The following is an 18,652-nucleotide window of genomic DNA, read 5'->3' on the forward strand; positions in this document are numbered from 1 at the left end:
TAACGCAATCTCTGAACTTTGAGCCGGCTGAATGTTAGTAGCCGCTGGTACAGAATCATTGCTTTGAGCCGGCTCAGCATTCCCATTGTCGGCAGCTGAATTACCACCGCTAGTCGTTGGCGCTGTCTCTGAACGTTGCTGAACTGGACCACTACCGTTTTGTGAATTTTCAGTAGAACGATCACCATTTAAGGATGGTGCAGTTTCACCACCCGCCCCCTGCTGTGAGCCACTAGCAGCTACAGGTGCATTATCACCTTTGGTCGTTAACGCAATCTCTGAACTTTGAGCCGGCTGAATGTTAGTAGCCGCTGGTACAGAATCATTGCTTTGAGCCGGCTCAGAATTCCCATTGTCGGCAGCTGAATTACCACCGCTAGTCGGTGGCGCTGACTCTGAACGTTGCTGAACTGGTGCACTATCGTTTCGCGTATTAGCAGTAGCACGATCACCATTTGAGGATGATGCAGTTTCACCACCTGCCCCCTGCTGTGAGCCACTAGCAGCTACAGGCGCATTATCACCTTTGGCCGTTGGCGCAGTTTCTGAGTTTTGTGTTTGTGTAGCATTACGAGCATCGAAGCCAGTTTGAGCATCAAGTTTTTGAATAGCACTTTCTAAGCGTATACCTGCTTCTTGCATGCCTGGTGTGCCCTTAAGCGCCTCTGCAGCATTTACCAAACCTCCACGCATTTCCTCATACTGTTTCATCTGTTCAACACTTGTAGTTTCACTTGAACCGAACAATGAGAAGCTTTTAGACTCTTCACCTGACATCGCCTTATCGATGTTAGCCTGATTTAATGCCGAAATTTCTTTACCACTTATGGCATCAGAAATAACCTGGCTCCCAACCCTGTTAAGATCAGCAAAGTTCCCGCTATCCTGAATACCATCCTTGAATGCACTTGTTGCAACTGAAGCTGTGTGTTGATCAGATTTAGAATTCAAAAACGTTTCTGCTTGTTCAACGCGAGAATTCAATAATTGGTAGTCCACTGTAGCGATTTGACCGTTCCCAGCCATCTCTTGCATGATAGCTTTACCACCAGCGATATCGTTTTCTAAACGGTCGAAAGCAGCTTCTTGTACTTTGTGACCATATCTATTCGACCCCTGCATACCGCCAGTATTCGCGTTAAAACTTGTTTCAGCGGCCTTTACTGGGTCATATCTATCATTAGTAGCCATTTGCAAACCCGCGCTTGCTTGAGACAAAGTTAACTCACCGCTATTAACTTTATCAGCTAACCCAGACAACACGTCTTTATCTATACCTGATACGCGTTCCATTGCCGTATTAACTGAATTCACATTACGCTGCATTAAGTCAGCAAGTGCGGCGTCATCTTTATCACCGGTTGCGCGTAATTGAGCAATTTCAGTTTCAGCACCTTTAGCTGCTGCTAAAATACCCAAAGTTTCATTTCTTTCCTGAACCGTAGCGTCAGTTCTTAAACCATTTGAAACAGACTGGACAAGATCAGAATGTTGAGTGCTAGTATTCTCACCAGTTATTTTCGCTGCAATATCTCTACTAACACCTTGGCTTTCCGCCAAGCGATCCGTTGCCTTTTCTTGATTAGTACCAAAGAAAGTTTCATTAGCTTTTTGTAGTCCTTTGCTCAAACTTGGAGCTGCAGAACCGACCAATTCTCCCGTACCAACATTTGCATCAGAAATCGGTTTAACAATACCTGAAACCTTATTAGCATCATCGGTATTATCTTGTACCTTGGTAGTTAATGCTTGGGCTTCCTTAGTTTTTTTCTTATCGGGAACTACTTCAGATTTGACAGTGCCCTTATTTTCTTCATGCTTTGCTTCTGGATTTGCACTCGCTATTACAGCCTGGTGATTAGCAACCGTGGCCAAAACACGGGCTCTTTCCTGATTATTCGCAGCTCTGACGGATGCTTGGGTTGGACCTCCATCTTCGTCAGCTGTTGGTGGTGGACTACTCTTAAGCGGAGCTTCTGCTGCCGCACCGATAGTGCGGATGTCATTAGCTGCTGCTGCCCATTGTTTCATTCCACCACCCATATTAGCGTTCAAGTTATCAAGGAAATTTGCGCCAGCTTGATAACGTTGACTTCCGCTATTAGCCATAATGTCCTTAAATGATTTATCGGCATACCGACCAATTGCAGCCATACGAGCTTGAAGGGACTTATCATTACCGACATCTTCTCTAATCGATTGTTCTGCTTCGGCTGCGTACTGATCTGTAGTCTTAAACTGAGATTTCATACCATTAAGCGATGCGCCATCTTTTGTAGCAGAAAAGTCTTTAAGCGCTTTGATATCACCGTTAAGACCTGATTCATAACCACCCTGCTGCTTGAAGTCTTCAAACTTCTGGCGTTGCTCTGAGTCCATAGAACCGATAGCTGTATTCCGAGCAAGATTTGCTCTCAATGAGCCATCGGTTAATCCCTCATCAATGGTGTTGTTGGAGGCTGTAGATGTAGCACCTGCAAAGTTAAAGGAAATGCCTGATGACATACCTGCAATTGCAGCCTGAGCCCGACTTTCTTGCTCAACTTGTTTCTGAGCTGTCGTCCAAGCAGTGCTTGCTTCGACCATCTCTGAACCGGACTTACCAAAGCCTGCACTTTCATTGGCTGAACGAGATGTAGAAAGGGAATCAGCTTTTGCTAACATAGCACTACCGCTTTCTGTATCAGAAAAGTTCCAGTTTTCCCCAGATTGCGTTGTCAACGATGACACATTGCTCAATGCAGAATCGAGCTTAGATTTAGCGTCTAAACCAATTTCACCTTTTACTGAAGCTCCAAATTTTGCACTTACCACACCTTCTCCATACCCAAGGGCCACTGCTGCATCGGCCTGAGCTTTTGCACCCAAACCACCTGATAGAGCCAAACCAAGAGTTTTTGCATCTTGTTTAGAAAACTGTCCTGTTTCCATCAAAGATTTAGCGTAAGCATTTGCTCGAGCAATACCTTCATTCTTAGATGCCGTTTCGGTCTGTGCACTTGTAGCAGTCTCATTGCCAGCAACCATGCTGTTGAACATCTCTTGTTGAGCATTGTTAACTTTCGAGCCCTGAGTTTTAGCAATTTCCTGGGCGCTACTTAGAGCATTAGAAGTCGTATTGGTTAGATCCGTTTTGGTATTGTGCTGAGCCATACCGATTGGAGCAGCATTAGAGCCGCTATAGGAACCAACCACACCACCTGCACTCGAATCATAAGTTTGACTGTTATGACCAACAGAAACCTTACCTGAATCAGCAGATCCAACGGCCTTTGGTGTCGCCATTGAACCTTCACTGCCACCACCCTTAGATGCATTATTAGATAGGTTAATAGCAGTGTGCACTGAACCATAGAGAAGCATCAAACTAAGAGCTGGCACCATTGTTTGTAGAGTTGCGCCCATAGCAATAAATGACTCTAACTCTGTAAAGCTTGTGTTATATCCTGCCCATGAGAATGCATCATAGCTAGTTTGATTAAAGGACGCGTTGTTCATAGCATTTTGCAAGTACATGTTTACGCCAACTTGCAATATTGGCCAAGTATTCACCCATACTAATAAGAAGAAATACTTTATGACCATTCCCATTCCTTTTTCGCCAAACGCGACTACAAAGGGCATGAGTGGACCGATAAGAAATACAAACGCTTCAATGTATGTAATCAGAGGAATCGCCATTTCAGACCATAAAGAGTACTGAACTGCAGTCGAGACTCTACGTTGATCGAGAGCTTGAAACTCGGCTTGACTTGCCATGAGTTCTGCTTCGCTAGACCATCGACTTTGCGATTTTGCTTTCTTCCAGTGGTATAAGAGTATTTGGTTAACTTTGATTTTCCATGCATTCATATTGGCATCAGAGAGCATGCTTTGACCTTCATTTAATTGAATTTCATCTGCCTTTCCTCCTATGGATGCCCCATGTTCAGCGATATACTTCCATTCACTTCCAATAGCTGCACCAATCTTATTGTATGCATCACCACAACCCATGATTTTCCAACCTTGGCCTGCATCAACATTGACTTCCGTCGTCCAGCCATTGTATGAAACTTTCATTGCGTCCCATGCGTATGGCATTGTTGCCATAGCTGGTTCATTTACTTCCTGCGAAGCATTTTTTAAATAGAGATCTTTTAGTACACAGTTCTTAATATATCCTTGGACAGATTCAGACAAATCCGTTGCAGTACTACCTGCCGCTATAACTGCTGTTGCGCTATACGATTGTTTCGCTTTGAACTCATCAATATCGCCAGTAAAACGCATTTTCATCAATTCCCGTAATGGCTCTAAACCATTACCTGCAACTGGTACTGAACTCGGGTCGTCACTGTCAATACCTATCATGGCTCTATAGCTACCGGTTGCTGCACTACCTGGTACATAAGCGGTGTGGTAAAAATCCCGCAACTCATTGGCCATCGTATACCCGAATGTTGTTGCCAGTGTGCCACCAAGAGCTATACCGATAGGAATGTCTGGCATGGCATCAGCGCCTCCATCTGCATGGATGAGTGTTACCGGTACCGATTTACCAAAGAGTATCAAAACAAGGAAAAACCCAATAAAAAACTGCTTAAATTCGATTTTTCCTGGGTTCCAAATACCATTCCAAAAAATGGCCAACAAACCAAGAACTAAACCAATTTTTGCAATAGATATAGCACCTTGTTCAAAGGCATGAGATAACCCAAGCAAAGCTAGTCTAATAAAGCCAGGATCACCCATTGAATAAATTACAAAACCAGACATATTAGACCCCGCTCGCTGACATTGCTTTAACCGCTTCTGCCAATGACGTATATGTTTTAACTAAATCATTAGCTGACTTAATTTCGTCTCTTTTCTTTGACTGAATGTCATCAATTTGTTTTTGGAATTCAGATGTACGAGCTCTCAAAAAGTCGATTAGGTTCTGGGTGGCTTTTACGTCAGAAGTTGCACTCAATTCAGCTTTTTTAAGAATGTCCTGTAATTGGTACATCAATTCTTGCAAGTTTTTTTCAGCCACTCGGAACGCTACTAGATTGGCAACCGCTGCCTGGGCACCGTCGTCTTTACCTGTCATAAATAACCAAGTCATAATCGGCACGTCGGCATTCTCAACAAATTTTTGCTGTTCAATAGTCAGATTTGTCTTAGTAAGAATTCTTTTCCTGATCCCTGCCTGTGTACCATCACCATTAAGCAGTTTTAATGCTTTAGGGTATAATCCTTCCCAGTTAACCTTTGCTGATGAATCATCTAAAACATTGGTGCAAGGTAGACGACCATCTATTTTAGGTTCACTCGGGTCACACTTAAGAAGCTGGATCTCGTCTCCTGCTTCGTTAAATAGAAGATCTTCCGCACTAACAGTGTTTGGAAAAGGTGTAGTAATAAGTTCATCACCACTGCCGACCGTAATGACCCTAGTTCCTATTAACGACATGATTAATTCTTGTATTTGCTCTTTATCCCAACCAGATGCAAAGTTCCATGTCTCAACCTTCGCTGTACCAAATGCATCCCAAATGATATTACCCTTTAGACCCGGTATGGTTACTGATTTAGGGTCACCAGATACTGAACGTTCAGAGAAGAAGTCACCCCAACTACTCATGGTATCTACTGCCGTATCTGCATAAGAACCCAATGTATTTTGCCATCCATCCTTGTTCACTGTATCGGTAATAGATTGAGAAATACCCGCACCAACCTTTGATTCACTTAATGCATTAACGGTATCTTGACAACTCATGCTCACCAGATCATTGAACTTATCTAGTTTGTCTTGAAGCCAAGCCATACCTTGAGCACATGAAGGACAAATAGACTCCACTGCTAAATTGAAAGCATATACCGCCGCACCAGCAGCGATAGAACGCCCCATTTGAACCAGTTCTTCCTTCTTTATGAGACTCAACGATCCTGCAAAGAAATCAATACCGCCACATCCTGCATTCATTGAAGGTGCCTGAAAATTGATTACTTTAGGCTGATACATTGAGAAGCGAGCACTGAATGTGCCAAAGGCAACACCGTTACGTTTTTGAGACTCGTATACCTGACTACCGGTTGAAGTAGTCATCATCCCAAAGATCTCTTTTAATGGGTCGTCAGCCAAAGTTTGACTCGGCATAAGCAGAGAAAAGCTCAAGGCTGTAGAGGCTAATAACAATCTTTTCTTAATGTTCATTACGGTGTCACGTCCTGATTCATGCTCTGGATGTTCTTCGTTTGGTCATATTGACTTTGGAACTTGGATCTCAACTTGTTAGCTAAGTAATCTGGGTCGTTGAAGACTTTGTTAGGGTCGACAGTCAACTGGCCCTTAGTCGCGTCATCAAGGAGAATTTCACGGACGTCTTGTGTTGAGTCATATTGCTCACCTGTAACCCACCCTTCTCTGTTGGCTAACATAATGGTTCTTCGCATCAGTTCATCTGGAGCGGTAAGGCCTGCAGCTAAGTTGTGAAACTCACTACCATCTTTAGTAACGAGGTAAATTGTTGGTGTAACCATGACCTGCAGTTTTTGTTTTAAAGTACCTGGATCCGTTACATAGTCAGGGAATTCGTTGTTAGGTAGCGGTCTGCCGTCAAGCGATATTGCTAATATGTCAATACCGGTATCCCTCTGCAGACGCTGAAGCATAGGGGCTTGTTTCATGCAATAAGTGCATGTAGAAGAGAAGAAAAAGAAGAAACCGACTTTATCCGCCAATTGCTTAACCAAATCACTTCGATTTTTTTTCGCTGACACCTTTTGGTCGATCAAAGCCATTTGGTTTTCTGGACGGCGTAATGTTTCATCTAGTGGTACTTCAAATTTTGAAACTAGCTGAGCAACGGACGCAAACTTGGAACTCTTATCCATCATGATTCGTTGAGCATAAAAATACCGCCTGACATTTTCGTAAGTCGGGTTGTCGATTGCTGAGTCACGCAGTTTTGGTAAGTTTTTACGTAACCATTCAACATTGACCACTACCTCTTTATTTTGAGTAGTGTCTTTCTTTGGCTCGGCTTCTTTTTTAGTTTCTGATGATTTAACTAGTTCTTTCTTAGGTTCCACCTTTATTTCTGGTTCAGGTTCCGGTTCTGGCTCATACCAAAACCAACCTTCACTTTTACGGTTGTAGAAGGAGTCAGATGTATCGCTATTGGCAAATGCATTCGACGTATAAGCCGTCGTAAGGCTGACAGCCATAGCCAAAGATAAGATATGCTTTTTCATGCAATGAATATTGCAGGATTGGAAATTAACGTGTGTTGATTAAGTGGGTCTTAGTAGGCGTACATAATCAATATAATTTTGATAGCGTAGTAGCATATCGAAGACGAACTGGAGAGGAATAATCTATCGAATGACTGAAAGATATGGCCCGAGTGTCAGCAATTCTGTATTCGCTCTTACATTACCTGTATTCGAGGTGTAAGTACGCAACACAGAATCTATCCATACGGATGCCATTGGTTTCTCTAGGCCCAAGATTAACGTTAAAAATCGTGTAATGGTTAACGTTTACCTTTGCTGTACAAGGTTGAATCTTTTTCACAAAATGGACAAAGATTGTAATTTCTTTCTGAGTGGAAAATATAATCTATACCGCATTTATTACAAACCTTTCTTGTAAAAGTGCCATCTTGTAAGTATCTGAATATGTAATAAATTCTGTTGATGTCGATATATTGATTATTATACACAACCAAATATGTTCGAGCCAAAGAAAGCAATTCAGCTGGTGTTGGCTGACGGTGAAAATCAGCGTTATCAGGCACTGCGTTACAGTAATTTCGGTAAACAATATTAGCATGAACACGATGTACAACGTGTGTTGTCATCCAACCCGAGCCTTTACGAAACTTACCTAGTTCTTTGTTAATGGATAACTCTAAGCGTTTATCAACTACAAAGAAATTTTTCAGAACTCGAGTGTTAGCACCAAGTCTCGCCATTTGGTAAGCGAGTTGCTGCTTTTCGTAATAAATGTCTGGTTCCCAACTTTGTGTTCTGCGCTTGGATACAGTACTAGTCACAAACTACCCTCTCGCTTTTTTTAAAGGAGCGGCGTTTAAGCTGGATGTGTTCACTGGCCCGCTGTATGCGTTGATATGAGCAGCTGTATTATGGAATTCATCCGTATTTGACTCTAAAGAATCGAGTAATGCAGACATTGGACTTGCACCACGCATTGTATCCTGGCCTTTTATAGTTAAGATTGGTGGGCAAGAATGTAAAGCAACCTGTAGGTCATAGGTTGATGTTTCTGCTAATCTGCGAGCTTCCGCCGTAGAAATCTTAAACAAAGCTGCCACACTGATTGGGTCAACACGCGCCAAATCTCGCATCGACATGATGTATGCGGTCTGCGAATCCTGAATCGAGCGATAACTGTTATTGTCTAGTATTCCAATTTCCATTGAACGGTAGCCTTTAAAACGCAAATCATTAAACATGTAGTAGTATGATATGACCGTTTGCTCGTTCATTCAACAAATTTCCCTGTTTGTTATGCACAACCAGAAGTTAAAGGCTAAAAGCAGCCTAAATGAAAGTAGTCTTATTCAACCATTCCTAAATCCCTGCTCCCTTACATATCCACTAAAAAAGTGGGTCACCGAATTATGTATAACACTATGAATTTTAAACTACACCTCTAATGCTCTCGGTATCTCGATCTCATTCAGTTAATGTAGATTGCCCTATGTACAGGCTACAAACAGTGTTCACATGAAGCGCACTCTTTAATAATTCCCAGCTAACACCCAACTGGACGTATAAGCAATCAAGAATACTCGCAACCAGAAATATTGACGGTAGAGACATACACTAGGATTTTTAGGTACTAAGCTTTCGGAATCCTGTCTCTCACAGCTTTGCTGTATACGATACGTATCAATTCGATATCATCGTCAAGCTAGACATGAGGTTAACAAGCATCCGGTTCGTATAAATGTACTTCCCCGTTAAGTGAGTTCCTACCGGAAGACGGATTAAGTGCATGATGACTGTAGTGACTACTCAAAAGAGTATTTGGATATTACTGTCACTTTAGGAACTGAGATCGTGAAGCCGAGAATTCGTTGGAGACTATACCTAAAATTCGAGGATATCTTAGTCAAGGAGAAGAGGTTACAAGCGAAGATTTCAACAAAAATCTATCTGCATGGTTTCATTTTAAGATTAACCTAACTAGATCAGCTGACACAAAATGATTATATTGAAAGTTCATCCAAAGAGTTTGAACTCGCAAATTTCGACTATCCCTTTGTATTAATGTGTTCAAAACTAAATAAAGGTAGGTTCACCACTTCCATAACCGACAGACTCCGCAGTTAATCCAAACAGTTTGGAAATGGCAAAACGTACACTTAAGCTAATAATTTATTGGTATTTAATTTAATTCGAGTCAGGTTCAGTATTTTGGAAGCTAGAGGTGATGGTCTTCATTTTATCCCAGTCTTCATTTACTACAGCTTCTGCAAAGCTTTTAATCGCTTCCCACTCTCCTACTGATATCTTTCCAAACTCCAATGATTTCTTATATTTTTGTTCCTTAGATCGAGCATAGTAGCCCTTTTTATCATACTGCTTCAATTCGTTAGTAACAGCGGTAGTCGAAGGCTTTGTTCTTACCTTCAAGAAACGCTTCGATTTTTCTGTCATAAGATCAATTAGAGATTTTTGGATTGTACCAATTTTCACACTCTCTTCTCTAAACTGCTCTTTAGCGGATTTCATATCCGGTTCAACAAACTTAATAAATTCTTCTATAGATTTGACTGATTTTAAAACGGAATCATAAACTCTACGAATATTCTTATAGTCACTGACTGATAGTGAATTGTAATCCGGAATCTCCTGAAGCAATTCTTCAGGAAGCTGTGCTGCACGAACCTTTAACCGAATGATCTCATGTTCAGATTTAGTATAGTTTGCACTATGGAGATGGATTACTAGGTCAGAAACTTGTTCAAATCCGTTCTTTTCCATAATTTTAATGAGAGAAGTGCCCTGCTCTCGATATGATAGAGCTTTCGATAGAAGAGAGATATCCGCAATATATAGGGCCTCTTCCTCTGTTATATCTTCTCTTGGAATTAATACTCGGAAATCAGAATCAGCATAGTAACACGCCCAACTACGACGACGGCCGTCCATGAGTTCGATGATTCCATCGGACGCACGGACACCAACAGCAGGTAAAAAGTTACCTTTTGAACGTTTGATGCTTGGTATTAAGTCAGAAACAGCGTCTTCGGTTAACGCTGACTCTTCACGTTGGTTAGCATCATGAATGCGCGTTTTAGACTTAATTTCATGAGGTTTGATTACGACAAGATCAAACATCACCTCACGGCCATCAGGCATTGGGTAAGGCAAACCTGATGAAGTAAGGTTAATCAATTTAGCCCAGTCGCTATTAGCGTCGAAATCCAGTTCGATATTAAGTTCTTTAGCTTCTTTCAAAAGAGGGGCGACGGCAGATAAAGTTTTCTGGATTTTGTCACGAAGCATAGTTGCTTGGTTTTCAACAGATAAATCTTGACCAAATGTACCCTGAACTGATCCGCCTTTTTTACGAGCCATTATTTACCACTCCCTTTCGTCCAAATTGCATTAAATTCTTTATAAACTCCGCTAACAACAGTAAAAGCGTTAGTTTTAGCATGTTGAAATGGTGCTTTTGTCTTACCGCTATATTCAGATTTTGAAATATCAAACACTGTAGATAGAAGACGTGAGCACTCTTTTATTGCTTCAGAGTTATTAAATTGAGTAGAGCTAATGTAATTTGAAAAGTATTTACTAAATTCATTATCTAATAACGTAGATGCATTACTTTGGGCTTTTACATTCGTATAAAGAATCTTCATGAAGTCATAACCTGGATGGTTATTGTCTTCACATATAGTCCACACCTCGTCCAAAAATTGAAGATAACCACAAGTTGCGTCAATGTCATTTTGGTCAAGCTGCATTGGAAACAACACACTCGTCGCAGCTGTATAAGCATTGATAGTTGCGAACGTCATGCTAGGGGGAGTATCTATAATAATGATATCGAACTCATCTTCGACCGCATTAATAATATCCTGCAAGATCATGTATGGCTTTTTCAACGTACCTTTAGCTAGTTTGCTATGGAACTCAGCTTCAACACCTCGATCTGATTGAGAAGCCGGTAGTATACGTAGATTGGGAATTGTAGTACTAAGAAAACAGTCTGAAACGAACTGTTCGTATGATTCACCTTCTTCTAGTTCATAATTTCCTTTTAACAAGTCACCTGCAGACCAGTAATCAGGACAAGGAACCATATTACCCTCTTCATTATACTCAGAAGGTGGATAGTACGAAGTCGCCGTTCTTTGAGGGTCCAAATCAATCAAACCAACACGAAACTCATCATGAAACTCAGTTGCTAAACCAGAAGCGATTGTTGTAGCACTTACTGTTTTACCTACACCACCTTTCTGGTTTTGAACAGCCAATACCATCAACTTACGATTCCCTCTAACAAACTTGGAATCATGAATGAGCTTTTCTTCACGTAATTTGTCACGAACACGATAAATTTCATCTATAGAAACAAGCCAGGCTGCATCATCGAATCGCTTTGGATCAATACCAAGTTGATTCACATACTTATCAACGGTTTTAGCATTTACCCCTAGATAATCAGTTGCCTCAACGCGAGTAAAATAGCGAGGTTCTTTTGTATACACCTCTTCGCGTTTACTTAGGTATTCGGACGCAGCCTCACTAAGCTCATTAATATAAATTCTAGTTTCAGTAGTGTTCATCAACTTTTCCCATTAGTTATGAGTAACTTGGTATGCAATATGAAATTTACTCTACACAACATCTTCTTGCAAGTACATTAAAAAACAATTCATATATCAAAATATGGTGTACGCGTTGATAATTAGGTATTTATTGAAGTTGAACGTACAAAAAAGTGGTTCACCAAATGCATTGGATTTAACCATCAAACCAATTCAAGTTATTGATATATAGCTACATTTAAAATCAAACTCTTTAAATATGAGGTTCATCCAAACAGTTTGGATGAACTCTTTTTAGGAATAATATGAGTTCTAAAAAGTGATGTGAGATGAACGTTGAGAGGAAGTTACTGCCAGTAAACATCGATAAAATTGTGTCGCAAGTGGCTAACTGGAGTGCAAAAAGAACCTCAATTGAATAGAAAGCTATCCTAGAACAGAAGTTGAGAATCCATCCCGCTGCATACGATTCACTGATTAATCACATCTGCATTAGAAAGTCTTACTGTTACCCTCCCCTAAATACTGTTCGCTAAACCTTAGACCTTTTTCGTTTCCGCTGACATAAAGAAAAAAGAATACATGTTCCTGCTCGGGTTGGAAGCTCAATCAGGTCTGGCGTGAATATAGGAACTCTGCCAAAAAGTATTACAACTGATATACCAAATTTTGAAGTTTGGAGGTATCAAAGGCTAAACGTCTGAGTGTTCTCAAGTATGCGATTTGAAGGCTAAAATAGATGTTTTCGATGTGAGTTTTTCATGTCGGAATACAATAGATTGAACGATTCCTTACAATAAAGTTTGACACTTTCCCTCTGTTAATTCACTTGGCAGAGGTAATGTGAACCGATTATAGCAAACACGCCTTTGCCCCATTATTGGTTTCGTCTAACAAATTTGCGATTTCAATCAGTCGTAATTTACCCAAATATAACTCATGTGACGTTAATAATAGTTATGCGGTGAGAGTGAAATTTTAATTGGATTGGTAAGTCGCTTCTGGACAAAAATTGGTTAGAGTTTCTACTTAAATTAGGAAAGAACGAATAACTTCAAGTATGGAAAATTCACTTAACTCAGTGTCCAGTCTGGCAGGAGCAGATCATCGATGCCTTCGAATTTTAAAAACACCCAACGCGCTGTCGGTTTCGTTGTTGTTTTGTTCTTCACCATGCTCGGAAAGAACTCGTCGGTGTTGGTGAGCTGCTCTCGGATTTTGTGCTCTAGACTCGCGTAAACAAGAAGACTTAGCGTCATCACCATCAGTAGCGCCTCAATACGTTAAGGCTTTTTTAGAAAAATGGATGAGGTTAGGAACTCTGGGCTTTTCAAAAAGCGGAATCCTCGCTCAACCTTTTGCTGGGATTTATAATGCTCAAGCAACGCCGCCATTGTCAGCTCTGAGCTATCAGTATCGTTGGTCGCGAGGATGAACATACCTACTTTAAGCCTCGCCAGTTTGACTTTCTCTAGATCGGTATAAGGCATCGCATCGATGTAATAGTGGTAACCTGTTGGCTTCGCTTCTTTTTTAGGTCGACCGCGACCGGCATAGATCGGCTCTTTCACGATGCTGAACTGGGCAAAGCCCAGTAAATGACACTCGTTGGCAAAGTCGTTCATCGCTTGCTCGGCATCCACTGCGCAAGCAAACTGCTTTTTCATTAGTTGCCTAAGCGCTTTCAGCTCTTTGGTGACATTCTTATCTAAGTTTTTGTAAAACGTGGCTTCTTCTCGCTTGGTGGCTTGTTCACTGTGAACCAACAACCACTTCTGATTAACCGAGCCATAGTTAGCGTCAACCCAGCAACCAGAATAGCCATTACCTATGGGGCTTAAATGCTCTGGCTCTAGAGCCAATAGCGCTTCTTTGGCTGACTTGATGGTCATTGCTACGCGAGTAATGAATTTTTGCTGTTGCTCATCCAGTGAACGAATACTGTCTTCGGTATATAACGCAGCGTCAGCGATGAAGTAGCGGCTATTTTGAGCTGCTTTTAGACAATGGATGTGCTTCTTCGTCACTTCAGAAAAGGCTTTAGCATCATTGGTGTTGCCACTGAGCGCCTGCATGTAAACGGGTAATCCCGCTTGGTTTTCACAAATCAGCTCAAGGACGACTTGGTTTAACTCTGGACGGTGGTCTCGGCTATAGCCTTTAACTAGTTTAATAGCGTTAATATCTTCGTCCTGTGCGTAGTCACCATCAACATGAAAACTCGTGATATCGAGATGAACAGAGTCGGTTTTAAGCCCAAGCTTATCAACGACATGCTCGGCAATCGCTTGATAAAGAGCAGATACGTCGGCTTCATATAAAGCATCCAATGTACGCCCAAGAACATCATCAGTTAAGTGCTTCGCCTCAATGTCTTTAGCCAGCAACTTAGCAATCGGCTTGGTCTCGAAAAAATCACAGAACATGTGCAGCGTTCGGCTATGAAAGCCCAATCCATTAAGGATCATTGCCAACACTGCATCACCATGTGAAACGTTATGCTCCGAGTACTTAGGAATTATACGGTCGATAATACCCGGCAGGTCGACCTCGTGACAGAAAGCAGCGATAAGCCCTAAGTGATCTAGACGTTTAATAACAGGTTGAGGAGCAGACATAATAAGCGACCGTTAAATAACAGTAATAGATCAAAACTGAGGATCGCGGTCAAGCGGTTTAGGCTACTAAGGCTTATAAATGATCATTGGATCACGTTATGTAAATTCCTGAATTGGCTGCGGAATGACGGATAGAAGCCTAATAACTGCTTATAATCTACAACAAAGTATGAGTTGAAAAGGAAACTGCTGGGATAATGCGTGTGTTGGGAGCTTCTTCCATTCGATGAAAGTTGAAGCGATCCAATACGAACCGATAATGACTAGAGATGAGATGCGCCAAACGGTCTTCGAGTACATTAGGTTGATTATAATCGGACAATAAGGCACAGTGCTCTAGGGTATCTAAGCCCAGTTAACTTTGAACGGCAAAATGTCGCTTAATGAAGTGTCTAGTCTGGCTGGTGTAAATCACTTCAAACCACTCTTTGACTCACATAAGAAAAGCCTGTCGCTTCATACTGCACCTTCTGTACCATGCCGAGCACATCTTTTGGTTGGTATAGGTGGCTGTCATACACAACAACCACACTTTCATCGCCTCTTTCCAAGAAATTCTGCTCACCATATTCGGTGTAGCGCGTTGCTCCCACTGCGACCACTAGCTGGCTTGGGAGGTTTGCTTGTTTGAGCAATGCGTGAATGTTTTCCATTGGACCTCGCTCCACTTGATGATTCATCTGATCACGTATCCAATCCAGCAGATCCGCATAGAAATAGGAGTATTCCTTTACTGCGCAATCTTCGCCGTAGGCGAATACCTGCTCTCCTCGCTTATGAAAGCTCGCGATTCTAAACCTGCCGATATCGCTATCAGGAGTGAGTCGTTCTAATTCAATAAGTTGCGATGCCAAGCCTTTTGACGCTGCACCCCAATTTTTCTTCTCACTGATTTTATTTGCATCAGGGCGTCGAATCGAACAATCATTAAATGCGCCAAAATGCGTCGGCGTGAGCTGTAAGACCTGACCACCTTCATAGGTAATATCACAGATCAGAGCAAGCTCTGGTTCAATCTGTAAGTTCAAAATATCATTTGGCAACTTGGTCGTATCGGCACTTATTGGATATGTCGACAAATACGGATGTTCGATACAAGGCACATAAATGGGGAACAATGCTTGGGGCTTGTTAGCATTCACATCTCCGTAGAGAGCAAAGTCATCAGCCTCACCAGCTTGTTGCAGGTGACCTGCGAAGTTTCCCGCAATACCTAAGATCATCGCATCTTCAAAATTGTGCATACGTTTACTTCTTCCTAATTATTCGTCGTTATTCGCGATGATATGTCTCGTCAAATCATCAATTTCTGCCAGCAACCAAGTCAGCGCGAGCAAATCTGCACTGCCGCCCGGACTAAGGTTTTTTTCAATAAGCTGGCGGTCAAAATCCAGTAGCTGCTCTTCAAGGTTTGGATTATGCCAACCACCACTCTCAATAAGCTTCGATGCTATGTTCTGCACATAACGCAAGCCATGCATCCCACCACGAGATACCACGTTGGTATCTTGATTGTGCACCATTAGTGTGAGCAACACTTGCCATAATGCTTGTTCTGCGGACGCACCTTCATACAGCGCTTGTTGGTATGCAGGCAAACTGTAAGTCATGATCGTTTGATAGCCAGACGCCGCCTCACCTCTCGCTCCAGTTAAGCCAAATTCTCGATACAGCCGCTCACCATGAGTTTCCGTTTTAGAGTCGGTATTTTTCAGCTCTTGAAATACCATTAACGCACAGCTGCGCTTGATAACTTGGCTAATGTGCAAAGAATCGACCGCAATGCCTTTGCCTTTTAACCAGCCGATCGCACCACACACCAGTCCAAGTCCAAAGATCATCCCTTTGTGCGTATTCACACCACCAGTCGCGGCAAACATTGCGCGTTCAGCTTGAATTCCAACCGGACGCAACACATCCAGTAATGTCTCTGCCGAATGCGTTGAATGCGCAAGACCAGCGTTAAGAAAGCCATTGAGAAAAGGACGAATTGCACTCGCGCTGGCTTCAAACAGCGGCACATTCATATCTGAGTGAGCACCGTTGCTAATAAGGTCAACAAGCCCCGGTTTTGGGGACAAGTGCACTTCCACCAGCATCGCGTGATACGCCAACTCAGAAACCAAAGAGAACAGATTCACCTTTACAGCAGAGCGATGCGCAACGCTTGGAACACGCTCGATATTTTGGTCGAGCAACAGTTTAAGAGCAACATTCGTCATAACACACCATCGACTCTATGTGAGAAACCAAGGTTTGAAGATCATGTTTACGCGAGCGCGCGCAAATCACGGCATCTTGTTCGCAAATAAGGCATTTTCTTCGAGTCATCCCTTGCCCTTTTCTTGAGATGATCTTTCCATCGACATCGATCACATCTAAATCCATTAACCGACCGAGACGATGGTTATTCTCTATCTCAATCATGGCTCGTTTGAGCGCCATAGCGTTCGGTGCTTGGACCGCAAAAATTGCCTCTGGACCTGTGACTTGTCGCAGCAATTGTCGTCCAGCCATTGACCAGTTCTTTTCGAGACAAATGGCTTGAATCGCTTGCACACCCTGTTCGAAGATTCGCTCCGTGCACTCCGTCATTTTCTGCGGACCTGGCATATTGACGGTAAACGACAGCAAAGGAAGGGAGTGGCGTTTTAACCACTCACCTTGTCGTTTCACACGAGCTTCTTTGTTGCTCAAGACATCATCGAGACCAACTTTCAGCCCATAGCGAATGCTCATTCAGATTTAACCTTTCTGATGACATCAATCACAGAACCATCGCGATAACGTACATAACCCACCACTTGATCGTCATATTCAATTGGTTCCGCTTTGCCCGTTAATGATTGCGCTCTCGCAACCAAGGCTTCCATATCAAGCACAGGCAGTCCTGCGTTCAACAAACGCTCTTTTACTTCTGGGCGTCGAGGATTCACGGCAATACCATGGTCAGTCACCAACACATCTATCGATTGACCCGGCGTTACCACGTTTAACACTTGCTCTACGACAGTTGGAATACGACCACGCACGAGCGGAGCCACAATCACGGCAAGGTTTGCGCCTGCCGCTGCGTCGCAGTGACCACCAGACGCGCCACGAATCACACCATCAGAACCGGTGATAACGTTGACGTTGAAGTTCACATCAATTTCAAGCGCGCTGAGAATGACCACGTCTAGACGATCAACCACTGCGCCTTTGGAAGATGGGTTAGCGTATTCATTCGCTGAGATTTCAATATGGTTTGGGTTTCGAGCAAGTGAGTCCGCTGCACCAGAGTCAAAGCACTGCACGTCGATTAGATTTCGGATCAGCCCTTTCTCGTGCATAGAGACCATGGTTGAGGTAATGCCGCCCAACCCAAACTCAGCAGTAATGCCTCGTTTTTCCATGCTATTTTCTAGAAAACGCGTGACGGCAAGCGACGCACCACCAGACCCAGTTTGTAAGCTAAAGTCTTGCTTAAAGTAACCAGAATTAATAATCACATCGGCAGCACGTTTTGCAATAAGCAGTTCACGTGGGTTACTGGTAAGACGCGTTTCACCGCCACCAATTTTGCTCGCATCACCAACTTCTTCGACTTCGACTACGGCATCCACCAAATCTTGTGTGATTGATGCTGGGTGATTTGGATAACCGACGATAGATTCAGTAAGCATGACCACTTTACGCGCGTGTTGAGCATCGATTTTGGCGTAACCCAAAGAGCCGCAGCGAGATTTGCCGTTCATGCCATTTGCATTGCCAAACTCATCGCAACAAGGCACACCGATGAACGCCACATCGATGTTTAGCTCGCCTGATTTAATCAAGTGCACACGTCCTCCATGGGAGTGAATATGCACAGGTTCTTTGAGCAAACCATGAGAAATAGCTTCACCAAGCTCACCGCGAATACCTGATGTGTAAATCTTACTCACTACGCCGTTTTTGATGTGCTCAACAACCGGCGAATGAATACCCGTTAAAGAGCTTGAAGCCAGTGTCAGATCTTTATATCCCATCTGGGCGATAGTATCTAACACCAAGTTAACCACCTTATCACCACCTCGGAACGCGTGGTGGAAAGAGATCGTCATACCGTCTTTAAGCCCAGAGTCTAAAATGGCAGAACGCAGATCTGACTTTAGCTTTCTCGACTTTTTAGAGTTTGAGTCGTTGAGATGAGGCGTTAACGCATTTGCCTCTGAAAACAGTGACAACGTCTCTGGCAGCAATGCTGGTTTGATGGATTCCATTTGTTTCATG

Annotated in this window: 11 protein-coding genes and 2 pseudogenes; 1 reads left to right on the forward strand and 12 read right to left on the reverse strand. The window is 42.6% G+C overall.

What is annotated here, in order from left to right; all coding sequences use genetic code 11:
- The 8 genes and pseudogenes from R7127_RS07670 to R7127_RS07705 all read right to left on the reverse strand — a co-directional run.
- On the reverse strand, positions 1 to 4,758 hold a 4,758-nt coding region (locus R7127_RS07670; RefSeq protein ID WP_318148323.1), incomplete at its 3' end, for a conjugal transfer protein TraG N-terminal domain-containing protein.
- 1 nt (position 4,759) lies between these two features.
- Positions 4,760 to 6,184, reverse strand: coding sequence for a conjugal transfer protein TraH (locus R7127_RS07675; protein WP_206954931.1), 1,425 nt, complete (start codon positions 6,182 to 6,184; stop codon positions 4,760 to 4,762).
- Positions 6,184 to 7,224: a conjugal transfer protein TraF gene (gene traF / locus R7127_RS07680; protein WP_206954929.1), complete on the reverse strand. Its 1,041-nt coding sequence runs from the start codon at positions 7,222 to 7,224 to the stop codon at positions 6,184 to 6,186. Before traF ends, R7127_RS07675 begins: the two co-directional genes overlap by 1 nt.
- A 281-nt stretch (positions 7,225 to 7,505) precedes the next feature.
- Positions 7,506 to 8,027 carry a FlhC family transcriptional regulator gene (locus R7127_RS07685; protein WP_206954927.1) on the reverse strand — a complete coding sequence of 174 codons (522 nt, stop codon included), beginning with the start codon at positions 8,025 to 8,027 and terminating at the stop codon, positions 7,506 to 7,508.
- Positions 8,028 to 8,030: 3 nt separating this feature from the next.
- A complete protein-coding gene (locus R7127_RS07690; RefSeq protein WP_318148324.1) occupies positions 8,031 to 8,480 on the reverse strand; it encodes a hypothetical protein in 450 nt (149 codons plus the stop codon).
- A gap of 910 nt (positions 8,481 to 9,390) precedes the next feature.
- Positions 9,391 to 10,581: a ParB family protein gene (locus tag R7127_RS07695; RefSeq protein ID WP_318148325.1), complete on the reverse strand. Its 1,191-nt coding sequence runs from the start codon at positions 10,579 to 10,581 to the stop codon at positions 9,391 to 9,393.
- Positions 10,581 to 11,798: an AAA family ATPase gene (locus R7127_RS07700; protein WP_318148326.1), complete on the reverse strand. Its 1,218-nt coding sequence runs from the start codon at positions 11,796 to 11,798 to the stop codon at positions 10,581 to 10,583. The genes R7127_RS07695 and R7127_RS07700 overlap by 1 nt, the downstream gene beginning before the upstream one ends.
- Before the next feature lie 1,082 nt (positions 11,799 to 12,880).
- A pseudogene (locus R7127_RS07705) lies at positions 12,881 to 14,398 on the reverse strand (IS1634 family transposase); the annotation flags it as partial.
- A gap of 133 nt (positions 14,399 to 14,531) precedes the next feature.
- Between R7127_RS07705 and R7127_RS07710 the strand changes: the two are divergent.
- Positions 14,532 to 14,782 (forward strand): annotated as a pseudogene (locus R7127_RS07710) (IS3 family transposase); the annotation flags it as partial.
- 32 nt (positions 14,783 to 14,814) lie between these two features.
- Here the strand turns inward: R7127_RS07710 and R7127_RS07715 are convergent.
- The 4 genes from R7127_RS07715 to citF are packed head-to-tail and all read right to left on the reverse strand — an operon-like array spanning position 14,815 to position 18,642.
- Positions 14,815 to 15,642: a DUF5718 family protein gene (locus tag R7127_RS07715; protein ID WP_021452686.1), complete on the reverse strand. Its 828-nt coding sequence runs from the start codon at positions 15,640 to 15,642 to the stop codon at positions 14,815 to 14,817.
- An 18-nt stretch (positions 15,643 to 15,660) separates the two neighbouring features.
- Complete coding sequence (citG, locus tag R7127_RS07720) at positions 15,661 to 16,620, reverse strand: triphosphoribosyl-dephospho-CoA synthase CitG (RefSeq protein ID WP_020835167.1); 960 nt, start codon at positions 16,618 to 16,620, stop codon at positions 15,661 to 15,663.
- Positions 16,601 to 17,137 carry a citrate lyase holo-[acyl-carrier protein] synthase gene (citX, locus tag R7127_RS07725; protein WP_021452685.1) on the reverse strand — a complete coding sequence of 179 codons (537 nt, stop codon included), beginning with the start codon at positions 17,135 to 17,137 and terminating at the stop codon, positions 16,601 to 16,603. Before citX ends, citG begins: the two co-directional genes overlap by 20 nt.
- Positions 17,134 to 18,642, reverse strand: coding sequence for a citrate lyase subunit alpha (citF, locus tag R7127_RS07730; protein WP_370623142.1), 1,509 nt, complete (start codon positions 18,640 to 18,642; stop codon positions 17,134 to 17,136). Before citF ends, citX begins: the two co-directional genes overlap by 4 nt.
- Positions 18,643 to 18,652 lie beyond the last annotated feature (10 nt).

This window comes from Vibrio sp. 1159, from assembly GCF_033340395.1.
Lineage (GTDB): Bacteria > Pseudomonadota > Gammaproteobacteria > Enterobacterales > Vibrionaceae > Vibrio > Vibrio alginolyticus.

Excerpts from the sequence above, each read along its gene's own strand:
- R7127_RS07675 (WP_206954931.1), bottom strand. The coding sequence starts at position 6,184 with ATGAACATTAAGAAAAGATTGTTATTAGCCTCTACAGCCTTGAGCTTT.
- traF (WP_206954929.1), bottom strand. The coding sequence starts at position 7,224 with ATGAAAAAGCATATCTTATCTTTGGCTATGGCTGTCAGCCTTACGACG.
- R7127_RS07690 (WP_318148324.1), bottom strand. The coding sequence starts at position 8,480 with ATGAACGAGCAAACGGTCATATCATACTACTACATGTTTAATGATTTG.
- R7127_RS07695 (WP_318148325.1), bottom strand. The coding sequence starts at position 10,581 with ATGGCTCGTAAAAAAGGCGGATCAGTTCAGGGTACATTTGGTCAAGAT.
- R7127_RS07700 (WP_318148326.1), bottom strand. The coding sequence starts at position 11,798 with ATGAACACTACTGAAACTAGAATTTATATTAATGAGCTTAGTGAGGCT.
- R7127_RS07715 (WP_021452686.1), bottom strand. The coding sequence starts at position 15,642 with ATGCACAATTTTGAAGATGCGATGATCTTAGGTATTGCGGGAAACTTC.
- citG (WP_020835167.1), bottom strand. The coding sequence starts at position 16,620 with ATGACGAATGTTGCTCTTAAACTGTTGCTCGACCAAAATATCGAGCGT.
- citX (WP_021452685.1), bottom strand. The coding sequence starts at position 17,137 with ATGAGCATTCGCTATGGGCTGAAAGTTGGTCTCGATGATGTCTTGAGC.
- citF (WP_370623142.1), bottom strand. The coding sequence starts at position 18,642 with ATGGAATCCATCAAACCAGCATTGCTGCCAGAGACGTTGTCACTGTTT.